Genomic DNA, 10,710 nt, shown 5'->3' with positions numbered 1-10,710 from the left:
GTCGAAATTCACAGTTACTATCGTGACCAGATCGAAATCGCCAGGAAGGTTGACCGCGTCTACGATTTCGCGCTGCCGCCATTGATACTGCATTCATTGTTCACAGGCGATGCGACAGCGCTGGCACGTTGGCTGGAGATCAGTCCCCGCAACGCAATCACCGTCCTCGACACCCACGACGGGATCGGCGTCATCGATGTAGGCGCGCACAGTAATGGCCGACCCGGGCTTTTAGAACCGCAGGCAATCGACCATCTGGTCGAGGAAATTCACAGGCGCTCCGAGGGGCAGAGCCGTTTGGCAACAGGCGCTGCAGCCTCGAACCTGGATCTCTATCAGGTGAATTGCACCTATTATGACGCCCTCGGCCGTAACGACAACGACTACCTCATCGCCCGCGCCATCCAGTTTTTCGCGCCTGGTATTCCGCAAGTCTATTACGTCGGCCTCCTGGGCGGGATCAATGACATGGAATTGCTGGGAAAGACGGGCGTCGGGCGTGACATCAATCGGCGCTTTTTTGAAGACCGGGAAATTGATCTCGCTCTTGAATCGCCGCTCGTCAAACGAATGTCGGACTTGATCCGCTTCCGTAACACCCATCCGGCCTTCAATGGATCGTTCAAGGTAGCAACCGATGACACCGGAAGCCTTGTTCTAAGCTGGGATCTCGACGCCGAGTTTGCTCAACTAATAGTTTCGTTCTCTCAAGGCAAGGCGACGATCACGGCTTCAGGCTGCAACGATTTCACATTTTCAGGAGAGATCGCATGAGCAACCTGGTGAGGCCGGGAAGCCACATCCCATCTGGGGTTCAGCCATCGATGTCCTCGATATGCTGTCGTTCGAACAGCGACGACGAGGATACTGGCAACGGCTAGAAGGAGATAGAGAATGCAGCATTGGCTGGACAAGCTGACCGATCTTACCGCAATTGAGGGCGATGAGTGCATCCTCAAAACAGGGCTGGCGAACGTCGCCGACCATTTCGGCTTCACCGGCTATGCTTATCTCCATATCCAGCACAAGCACATCATCGCCGTGACCAACTATCATAACGATTGGCGGTCGCTCTATTTCGACAAGAAATTCGACGCTCTCGACCCGGTCGTCAAACGCGCAAGATCCAGGAAGCACGTCTTCGCCTGGTCTGGCGAGCAGGAGCGCCCGAGACTATCGACAGAAGAGCGTGCCTTCTATGCACAAGCGGCCGATTTTGGCATCCGCTCCGGCATCACTATCCCCATCAGGACCGCCAACGGTTCCATGTCGATGTTCACGCTGGCGTCGGAGAAGACGGCAATCCCGCTTGATCGGGAAATCGATGCGGTTGCAGCAGCGGCGGCCGTCGGGCAACTCCATGCCCGCATCTCCTTCCTTCGCACCTCGCCCACCGCTGAAGATGCCGCGTGGCTCGATCCAAAAGAGGCGACTTATCTGAGATGGATCGGCGTCGGCAAGACGATGGAGGAGATCGCGGACGTGGAGGGGGTCAAGTACAACAGTGTCCGCGTCAAGCTTCGCGAGGCCATGAAGCGCTTCGACGTCCGCAGCAAAGCTCATCTCACCGCGCTCGCGATCAGAAGAAAACTGATCTGAACACTTGTCCCCTTTGCGGGATTCACCCCGAACACATCAAACCGTTTTGTGACATCAAGTCATCGTGGAAGCTCCAGAATGTCAACGAGCTGATAGTTTCGTTCTCTCACGGCAAGGCGACAATCACGGTTTCGGGCTGCAGCGATTTTACATTCTCGGGAGAGGTCACATGAGCGGCCCGGCGGCAATACGAAGCCATACCCTACCCGGCGCTCAGCTATTGTTCTCCTTGAGAAACTGTCGGGTGGACAACGACGACAAGGATACTGACAACGATTAGACGAAGATAAAGAGTGCAGAGCTGGATTCACAAGCTGACCGGGCTTGTCCATGGGCGGCACCTTCGATTGAAATCTTAACAGCTCATTCTGGCACATTTCGATGCCGTTCAGGGGCCGTCTACTTTAACATCAAGAGCATAGGGCTGCGTTGATGCAAGAGGGATACGATTCATGACCAAGTCTCTTGGCCCGACGTGCCCGGTAGCGTTTGCGTGATATGCGAATGTTAACAGAGCAAAATTTTGTGTTTTCGGTTAACTCATTCATTACCGTAAAGTTTGTGTACCAACAGTAGCGCCTTAACGCATGCGATCGCGTTGTCGGTGACCGATGTAGCGGGTCGCACAACCAGCGTGGCCAACGCTCCCTCGTAGATCATTGCCAATTGGTCCGCGAGCGAAGGCTGCACGTCCGGGCCGAGAACATCTGCAAAGAAATCGCGCACGAATTCCTTGTAACGAAATGCGATAGTTCTGACGGGCTCGAAGTCGCTGTATTCCGAGAGCGCCAAGAAAAAAGCACAGCCCCGAAATTCAGGAGAGTTCTGTTTGCTGCGCAACTGCTCGAATATAGTGAAGATCTTTTCGGCAGGCGATTGGGCTAAATCCAACGGAATCTCTTGCATTTGCGCAATGAATACTCTCTCCCGTTCGGAGAGATAGGCGGTAATCAATTCGTCCTTGCCGTTGAAGTGACGATAAAGAGTCGCCCTTGCGATATTCGCCTCACGGATGATCTCATCGACGCCAACTGCCCGAAACCCCTTCGTATAGAAGAGCTGACTGGCTGTTTTGAGGATGTGGAGACGCGTATCTCCAGAGGCGTGGTAAATACGCTTCACGATTGATTGGTTCATCATCTCAATCCTTGCTCAATCAAGAAGGTCGATCTCGGCCTTTCGGAGCTGCGCAACTCATTCGTTGCCACCAATGGCTGTGTGTCGCAGTCGCTGCCTACGGCAGACGAAAAATCCAGTTGATCTATAGAAATTAGTTTCATTCCAGAGGTCGAAATTAGCACAGTTTAGCTCGCGGCATGATTGATTTGGCAGATAGAACGTTCAGTCTCATCTGCAGGTTTCGATGTAGTGCGGATAGATGAGTTGCGCAACTGATTTTAATTTTAGGAAGCATTACGATGACGACTCCACGCCACCTGATCCTGACCTTGATCATCCACGGCGCGGGATCGCACAAGCAGGCGTGGCGTGCGCTGCCGAATCGCGACGCGTTCTGGAACTTCGACCATTACGTTGAAATCGCCAAGATCGCCCATCGTGGCACGTTCGATTCCCTGTGGCTGCCGGACCTGCCAATGACGATCGCGCCAGCAGACCAGACGCCCGGGCATTCGCTCGATCCGACACTGCTGATGACCGCTCTTGCAGCGGCCGTGCCCGATATCGGTGTCGTGCCAACTCTCTCGACGACCTATTCGGCCCCCTATACAACGGCGCGCCACATCGCGACCCTGGACGCCATTTCCGGCGGTCGCGCCGGCATCAACGCGATCATGTCTTATCATGATCGGGTGGCACAGAATTACGGCGACGCCGCCATGCAGGACTATGAAAGCCGCTACAAGAAGGCCGACGAGTTCTTGGAAATCTTCCGCCAGCTGAGCGACAGCTGGATCTTTCCGGAAACCGGAAGCTACCAGGACAAGGGGCTGCTCTTCGATCCGGAACTCCGGCGCGAGATCAATTACCGCGGCGAGTTCTATTCCGTGCGCGGCCCGCTGAACGTACCGCAGTCGCGTCTCGGCCGCCCGCTTGTATCTGTCGCAGGCGGGTCGGAGCAGAGCTTGGATCTGGCCGCAAAACATGCCGATGTCCTTTATGCGGCACTGGTCGACAAGAGCGCTGCCCAGGAATTGATGCGCGACCTCCACACGCGGGTCACCCGGTTTGGGCGCAAGGCCGGTTCGCTGAAGGTCATGCCGGGTCTTGTCCCGGTCATCGGCTCAACGGAAAAAGAGGCCGAACGCAAGCTGCTGAAGCTCGCTGAAGAGGGCGGTTATGCGATCGATCCCGTCCAGCGCATCTCCGAGCTTCTGGGTTACGATCCTGCGACACTTCATCCTGACAAGCCCTTGACCGAGGAACAGTTGCAGCTTCCGGCAAGCTGGAAAAGGCCAGTCGGCCTCTTCCATTCGGTGGCAGACGTCGCTCGCCGGCGCAATTTGACGGTGCGGGAACTCGCGCGCGTCTTCCAGCTAGACATCGGCCACAGGCTGGTGGTGGGGACGCCGGAAAGCGTTGCCGCACAGCTTCTCGACTGGTGGCGTGATGGCGCATGCGATGGTTTCGCCGTGCGCGCCCAGTCCCTGCCGGAAGATGCGACCATCCTGTCCGACGAAGTGATTCCGATCTTGCGCAAGGCCGGGGCTTTTCCGGACGGCTACCAGAAGGAATCGCTGCGCAGCCGTTTTGGTCTTGATGACGACGATGCGGCTCAGAGCCGCCTTGCGGGGTGAAGACATGTCGCGTGTCGCCCTCCTTGCTCAACTGACGGAAGAGGCTCGTGCTTCTTTAGCGCTTCTCTATCGTAACCCTGTCTGGGTCAGACCGTCTGAAACGGATCTGGATGTCGCCATCATCGGTGGCGGACAGAGCGGGGTCGGGATTGCTTTTGCCCTCAATCGGGCCGGCATCAAGCGCGTTGCCGTCTTCGAGGCGGCACCGCAGGATCGTGTCGGTGTGTGGGCGACCACTGCCCGTATGGAAGCCCTTCGCACAGACAAGTCGATCAGCGGGCTAGACCAGGGCATACCCGAACTTAGCTTCCCGCGCTGGTTAGACCGGCTCGAGGGGCAAGGCGCGTTCGAGCGTTTAGTGCGGATACCGCGCCTGGTCTGGGCCGAATATGTCGGATGGCTGACCGGCGTTTTCGCGAGCGATATTCGTTATGAATCCTCGCTCATCGATGTGCGCCCGGCAGAGGGTGGGCTTGGCATGACCTTTTCCGGGAAACATGGCGAGAAGCGCCTCACGGCCCGGCGGCTGGTGCTGGCGACAGGCGTGGATGGTTTCGGGGCGCCGTTCATTCCCGAAACCGTGACTCGTGTCGTTCCAAAGGCGCAGTTCAGCCATACGGCCGAGGATATCAATTTTGCAGCCTTGCAAGGCCGGCGGGTGATCGTGCTTGGCGCTGCCGCGTCGGCCTTCGATGCCGCGGCAACGGCGCTTGAAGCCGGGGCTTCGCAAGTGCATCTGCTTGCGCGCAGCGCGCAGCTCGCAACGGTGCCGTCCGGCGCTCTTGCAAAGAACCCGGCTCTCTATCGTCCCTTCAGGGATTTCCCAGATGCATTGCGCTGGAGGATCATCACCGAGGGCCGCGCAAGAGGTCATGCGCCGCCGGCGACGATCGATCGCGCGCAGCGCCACGCGAATTTTCACCTTCACCAGGGTGTTTCGGCCGTGACCCTCCGCTTCGAAGACGGCGAGATCCGTGCCGATCTGCCGTCCGGACCATTGGCGGCCGATTATCTTATTGCCGGGACCGGTTACGCAACGGATGTGAAACGCCGTCCGGAACTAGCGCTCGTCGAACCGCATCTCCGGCTCTGGCGTGATGTCCTCGGTGCGCCTGCCGCAGATTCCGAATGGGGACGTTTCCCCTATCTGGATCCGGACCTTGCCTTGCAGACCCGCAGCGCCGCCGGCGGCTGGATCACGCGGATCCATGCCTTCAACTACGCGGCTGTCCTCAGCCATGGCTATCACGTCGGTGACATCGGCAGCCATGCCGATTGCGTCTTCCGCCTGACCGAAGGGCTGGCAAGCCGGCTCTTCGCGGAGGAGGCCGACTACCACCTTGCTGCTGCCGGGCATGCATCGCCCGTTGGCTCCGGCTCTTCGATTTCCCCTTCAGTCCAACCGTCAGGCGCGCAACGTTGCGCCCGCTCTGCATGATCATGAGGCCCACATGACAAAGTTATCCCGTCGCGACTTCACCAAGATCTTTGCATCCGCCTCGCTCGGCGCGGCTTTCCTCGGCACCACGATGGCCGAGGCTGCCGTTTCATCCGGGGCAGACGGCAAGCCCGCAGCAGGGGGAACGCTTCGTATCGTCACCGCAAGCGAGCAGCCTTCCTTCGTCGACCTGTTCGGCAACGGCGCCACGCCTGCCGTCCAGGGCGAGCTGATCTCGATCGACAGCGATCTCAATCCTCATCCATCGGCTGCTCAGAACTGGGAAGTCTCCGAGGATGGCAAGTCCTACACGTTCCATCTGCGCCCCGGTATAAAATGGCATGACGGCAAGCCTTTCACCTCTGCCGACGTCGCCTTCTCGATCCTGACGCTGAAGGAAGTCCATCCCCGCCGCAAGAACACCTTCGCCAACGTGACCGCCGTGGAGACACCCGATCCACTGACCGCGATCGTCAGGCTTTCGGCGCCGGCACCCTATCTTCTTGGTGCATTGAGCGGCGCCGGAACGGCGCTTGTTGCTAAGCATCTCTATGAAGGCACGGATCTCAAGACCAATCCCTATAACCGCAAGCCGGTGGGCATCGGTCCCTTCATCTTCAAGGAATGGGAGCAGGGCAGTCATTTCGTCCTCGAACGCAACCCGAACTATTGGGACCAGGGCAAGCCCTATCTCGATCAGATCATCGTCCGCATCATTCCTGACTCCGCCGCGCGGGCCGCGGCTCTCGAAGCCGGCGAGGTCGATTTCGGGACTGGCTCGCCGGTACCCTACAGCGATGTCGAGCGTTTTGTTGCCACCGGCAAGTTCGCGGTTGATACCAAGGGTTACGAACTCGGCGGCAACCTGCACCAGCTGTTCTTCAATCTGGACAATGCTTTCCTGAAGAAACTCAAGGTAAGGCAGGCGATCGCCCATAGCTTCGACATCAACCAGATCATCAAGCTGGTCTGGAATGGTTATGCGACGCCGGCCGCCACCGCGATCGTTCCGGATCTCAAGCAGTTTCACGACGCGTCGCTGAAACACTATACCTATGACCCGGATCTGGCTGAAAAGCTGCTCGATGAGGCAGGTTTCCCGCGCGGCGCCGACGGCACCCGTGCCAAACTCAACCTGACCTGGAACCCGGGCATGGCACAGCAGAAGCTGGCGGCCGATTACATCCGCTTCGCGCTCGGCAAGGTCGGCATCAGCGTCAACATTCTGAGCTTCGAGTTCAGCACCTACATCACCAAGGTTTATACCGAACGCGTCTTCGACATCGATGTCCAGAACCTCAACAACGGTTATGATCCGACTGACGGCGTTGATCGGGCCTTCCTCAGCACCAACATCAAGAAGGGCCTCGCCTGGTCCAACCACATGCACTATTCCAACCCGGAAGTGGATGCATTGCTGACCGAAGCCGCAGGTGAACCTGACGCTGCGAAACGGCGCGATAAATACGTCAAGTTCCAAGAGATCATCCACCGCGATCTGCCGGTCGTGAACTTCGTCCAGTTCCAGCGCATCACCCTGTTCAACACCAAGGTTCACGATCACACCACCGCGGCCGCGCGCGTCGGCGCGGATTATTTCGACCGTACCTGGATCACCGGCTGACCTTAAAGAAGAGGCCGCCACGTTTTGCGGGCGGATGAACGACCATGGCAAACCAGCATGTTTCGCTGTCCATCAACTTTCATGGCGTCGGAGTCCACCCGGCGTCGTGGAAGCTGGTCCCGGATCGCAATGCGACCTGGCTATTCCAGGCCCAGCTCGACGTCGCCCGCATAGCCCATGAAGGCGTTTTCGACGCGCTTTGGTTGCCGGATCTGCCGATGGCAATCACACCGCCAGAACATGCGCCGCTGCATATTTCCGATCCGCAGCTGCTGATGGCGGCGATCGCCGCAAGCGTCCCGGATATCGGTGTCGTGCCGACTGTATCGTCTAGCTACACCGAGCCCTACACGGTTGCGCGCAACATCGCGACGCTCAACAACATTTCCGGCGGCAGGGCAGGCGTTAACGTGATCGCCTCCTACCACGCCCGCATCGCTCAGAATTACGGGCAACAGCAGGTAGCCGAATATGCCGAACGGTATCGCCGCGCAGACGAATATTTCAATCTTCTCGGTCAGTTGATCGACAGTTTCGTGTTGACCCCAGGCTGGAATGACCCAAATCTGCTGATCGATCCGGATGGTCGTCGGGAAATCGCCTATGAGGGCGAGTTCTTCCAGGTGCGTGGCCCCTTGCCGTCGCCACGGCATGCCAGCGGACGTCCCTTGTTTTCCACTGCCGGCGGTTCCGAACACGCAATCGATCTGGCGGTCCACCACGCCGACGTTCTTTATGCAGCCTTGGTCGATCGTAACGCGGCGGCGGCCTTTGTGGCCGACATTCGCAACCGTGTGCGCCTGCAGGGGCGGCCGGAAGGCGCGTTGAAAGTCGTCCCCGGCATCGTCCCGATTATGGGTTCGACGACGCAGGAGGCGGCGCGGCGGCTGGAGCAGCTGACGGAGCTTCTCGGCGAAAGTCCGGATCCGGTTCTGCGGGTTGCCAAGCTTCTCAACATTCCGGCCGCGGACCTGCATCCCGATCGCCCGCTGACCGAGGCCCAGCTTGCCGTGCCCTCTCCGGACTTCACCCGCCCACTCGGTTTTTTCCGGTCAATCACGGACGTGGCGCGCAGCGGCAATCTCACGGTGAGGCAGCTCGGCCAGGAATTTCAGCTCGGTGGCGGCCACAAGATCGTCGTCGGCACGCCCGATACCGTCGCCTCGACTATATCGGATTGGTATCGATCCGGGGCTGCCGATGGTTTCGTCCTGCATCTGCAGGATCTTCCGAGGGATGCACGCGATTTCGTCGACCACGTCATCCCGCTCCTGCGCCGTGAAGGCATCTATCCCGACGGGTACGCTCCCGGTTCGCTGCGCCAGCGGCTTGGCATTCCCGAGACTAATATTCTGGGATCTACCGGCCCGGAGGCTACTGCCGCATGACAAGGGGAGCACGCGCCTTACAGAGCCTGCGTCGCAATGCCATACAGGCGGTCCCGACGATGTTCGTCATCATCACCATCGGCTTCTTCGTCATGCAGCTCGCGCCTGGCGACGTCGTCGATTACATGGCAGCGGAAACCGGAGCTGCGACGCAGGAGGGCATGGCGGCACTACGTCAGCGTTTCGGCCTCGACCTTCCGGTGCTGAACCAGCTGATTGCCTATTACCTGGACCTTGCCCATGGCAGCCTCGGTATCTCGGCGCGTTACGGTATACCGGTCGCAGACATGGTCCTGAGCCGCATCCCCGGCACGCTGCTGCTGATGGGTGTCTCCATTGTCTTTGCTATCGCAATCGGGCTTCTGACCGGAACCGTCATGGCCCTTTCGGCCGGGCGGTTGCCGGACCGGATCTTGTCCTTCCTGTCGCTGCTGTTTTATTCCGTTCCGACCTTCTGGATCGGGCTGATGTTGATCATCCTGTTTTCGGTCTATCTCGGCTGGCTGCCCTCCGGCGGCTCAAAAACCATCGGCGGGCCAAGTTCGGGTCTTGCCTGGCTGATCGACCGGACCAGCCACATCACGCTTCCTGCGTTGACGCTCGGGCTCCACTATCTCGCCATCTATACGCGTCTGACGCGGGCAGCGGTTCTCGAAGCCAGCGGCCGGGATTATGTGCGGACTGCTGTCGCCAAGGGGCTTTCGCCGGGTCGTGTGGTGCGCCGGCATATACTTCGAAACGCGCTGATCCCGATCACGACGTTCGCGGGCGTGCATATCGCCGGTGTTCTGGGCGGGGCCGTGGTGGTCGAAACCATCTTCAGCTGGCCCGGCATGGGAAGGCTCGCCTACGAGGCCATCCAGGCGCGCGAATACCAGGTGCTGCTCGGCATCATGCTGGTGAGCTCTCTGGTCGTCATCACCTGCAACGCGCTGATCGATCTTCTTCAGGCCTTGCTCGATCCGAGAGTGGAGATACGGTGATGAGCGTTCAGGACCTTCCAAGGGAGCTTGTTCAAAACGCCAGGGGACCGGGTGCAGGAGAGTTCGTTCCGGTGGTCGATCGCCGTCCGTCCGCATTCAGGGCGCTCTTGCGGCAGCCCGGGGTCCTAATCGGGCTGGTGGTCCTGCTACTGATTGTCCTGATGGCGCTTTTTGCGCCCTGGCTTGCGCCGGGAGACCCGCTGGACATGGTCGGGTCGGCGCTTCTTCATCCCGGTGAAGACCCTGCTTTCCCGTTCGGAACGGATATGATGGGCCGCGACGTCTTCGCGGGTATCGTCCACGGGGCGCGCGTTTCGCTGACGGTCGGCCTCGCAGCGACGGCTCTCAGTGTCACCGGAGGAGTGCTGATCGGCGCCGTCGGCGGCTATTTCGGCGGTCGCGTCGACGATCTCATCGTTCGTTTCATCGAGATCTTCCAGACCATTCCGGGCTTCGTTCTGCTGGTCGTCCTGGTCGCGGTGGTGCAGCCGTCGATCGGAACGGTGGTCGTCGGGATAGCAGTCATCTCGTGGGACGGCATCGCCCGGTTGGCGCGCGCGGAATTCCGCACGCTCCGGCAGGCCGATTTCGTCAGCGCAGCGCGCAGCAGCGGTTTCGGCAGTGTCGATATCATCTTTCGGGAAATCCTGCCAAACGCCTTGCCGTCGCTGATCGTCACAGCCTCGATCATGGTGGCTTCGGCCATCCTTCAGGAATCGGCGTTGGCATTTCTCGGGCTGGGCGATCCTAACACGGTCAGTTGGGGTTCGATGATCGGCGCCGGCCGCGAGATGTTGCGAACCCATGCCTATCTGACCGCCATTCCCGGAGGATTCATTGTGTTGACCGTGCTGGCGCTCAACCTGATCGGCGACGGTCTCAACGATATCCTCAACCCCAAGCTCGGGAATGGGTGATACGC

At 59.3% G+C, this 10,710-nt stretch carries 8 protein-coding genes and 1 pseudogene; 8 read left to right on the top strand and 1 reads right to left on the bottom strand.

The window, feature by feature from the left end:
• Together DXT96_RS25545 and traR are read left to right on the top strand one after the other, a co-directional pair.
• Nucleotides 1-774, top strand: a pseudogene (locus tag DXT96_RS25545) (sucrose phosphorylase); the annotation flags it as partial.
• A 120-nt stretch (nt 775-894) separates the two neighbouring features.
• The gene (gene traR / locus DXT96_RS25540) at nt 895-1,599 is read left to right on the top strand and encodes a transcriptional regulator TraR (protein WP_153517037.1); all 705 of its coding nucleotides are present in this window, start codon (nt 895-897) and stop codon (nt 1,597-1,599) included.
• A 540-nt stretch (nt 1,600-2,139) separates the two neighbouring features.
• Here the strand turns inward: traR and DXT96_RS25535 are convergent.
• The gene (locus DXT96_RS25535; protein WP_153517041.1) at nt 2,140-2,736 is read right to left on the bottom strand and encodes a TetR/AcrR family transcriptional regulator; all 597 of its coding nucleotides are present in this window, start codon (nt 2,734-2,736) and stop codon (nt 2,140-2,142) included.
• Between the two features lie 281 nt (nt 2,737-3,017).
• On the opposite strand from DXT96_RS25535, the gene DXT96_RS25530 reads away from it, so the two are divergent.
• The 6 genes from DXT96_RS25530 to DXT96_RS25505 are packed head-to-tail and all read left to right on the top strand — an operon-like array spanning nt 3,018 to nt 10,705.
• Nucleotides 3,018-4,355 carry an NtaA/DmoA family FMN-dependent monooxygenase gene (locus DXT96_RS25530; RefSeq protein ID WP_153517036.1) on the top strand — a complete coding sequence of 446 codons (1,338 nt, stop codon included), beginning with the start codon at nt 3,018-3,020 and terminating at the stop codon, nt 4,353-4,355.
• 4 nt (nt 4,356-4,359) lie between these two features.
• Nucleotides 4,360-5,793, top strand: a complete 1,434-nt coding sequence (locus DXT96_RS25525; protein WP_194287746.1) for a SidA/IucD/PvdA family monooxygenase — start codon at nt 4,360-4,362, stop codon at nt 5,791-5,793.
• A 13-nt stretch (nt 5,794-5,806) separates the two neighbouring features.
• Nucleotides 5,807-7,417: an ABC transporter substrate-binding protein gene (locus DXT96_RS25520; protein WP_202037098.1), complete on the top strand. Its 1,611-nt coding sequence runs from the start codon at nt 5,807-5,809 to the stop codon at nt 7,415-7,417.
• Between the two features lie 44 nt (nt 7,418-7,461).
• A complete protein-coding gene (locus DXT96_RS25515; protein WP_153517034.1) occupies nt 7,462-8,805 on the top strand; it encodes an NtaA/DmoA family FMN-dependent monooxygenase in 1,344 nt (447 codons plus the stop codon).
• On the top strand, nt 8,802-9,788 hold the full coding sequence (locus DXT96_RS25510) for an ABC transporter permease (RefSeq protein ID WP_153517033.1): 987 nt from the start codon (nt 8,802-8,804) through the stop codon (nt 9,786-9,788). Before DXT96_RS25515 ends, DXT96_RS25510 begins: the two co-directional genes overlap by 4 nt.
• Complete coding sequence (locus tag DXT96_RS25505; RefSeq protein WP_153517032.1) at nt 9,788-10,705, top strand: ABC transporter permease; 918 nt, start codon at nt 9,788-9,790, stop codon at nt 10,703-10,705. Before DXT96_RS25510 ends, DXT96_RS25505 begins: the two co-directional genes overlap by 1 nt.
• Nucleotides 10,706-10,710: the final 5 nt, after the last annotated feature.

Origin of the sequence: Agrobacterium sp. ICMP 6402 (assembly GCF_009498615.1) — a bacterium.
Taxonomy (GTDB): domain Bacteria; phylum Pseudomonadota; class Alphaproteobacteria; order Rhizobiales; family Rhizobiaceae; genus Agrobacterium; species Agrobacterium burrii.
The sequence above is the reverse complement of the archived record's forward strand: the minus strand, read 5'-3'. Positions and strand labels throughout refer to the sequence as shown.

What these genes read in the sequence shown, in the direction of transcription:
- traR (WP_153517037.1), top strand. Translation starts at nt 895, where the DNA reads ATGCAGCATTGGCTGGACAAGCTGACCGATCTTACCGCAATTGAGGGC.
- DXT96_RS25535 (WP_153517041.1), bottom strand. Translation starts at nt 2,736, where the DNA reads ATGAACCAATCAATCGTGAAGCGTATTTACCACGCCTCTGGAGATACG.
- DXT96_RS25530 (WP_153517036.1), top strand. Translation starts at nt 3,018, where the DNA reads ATGACGACTCCACGCCACCTGATCCTGACCTTGATCATCCACGGCGCG.
- DXT96_RS25525 (WP_194287746.1), top strand. Translation starts at nt 4,360, where the DNA reads ATGTCGCGTGTCGCCCTCCTTGCTCAACTGACGGAAGAGGCTCGTGCT.
- DXT96_RS25520 (WP_202037098.1), top strand. Translation starts at nt 5,807, where the DNA reads ATGACAAAGTTATCCCGTCGCGACTTCACCAAGATCTTTGCATCCGCC.
- DXT96_RS25515 (WP_153517034.1), top strand. Translation starts at nt 7,462, where the DNA reads ATGGCAAACCAGCATGTTTCGCTGTCCATCAACTTTCATGGCGTCGGA.
- DXT96_RS25510 (WP_153517033.1), top strand. Translation starts at nt 8,802, where the DNA reads ATGACAAGGGGAGCACGCGCCTTACAGAGCCTGCGTCGCAATGCCATA.
- DXT96_RS25505 (WP_153517032.1), top strand. Translation starts at nt 9,788, where the DNA reads ATGAGCGTTCAGGACCTTCCAAGGGAGCTTGTTCAAAACGCCAGGGGA.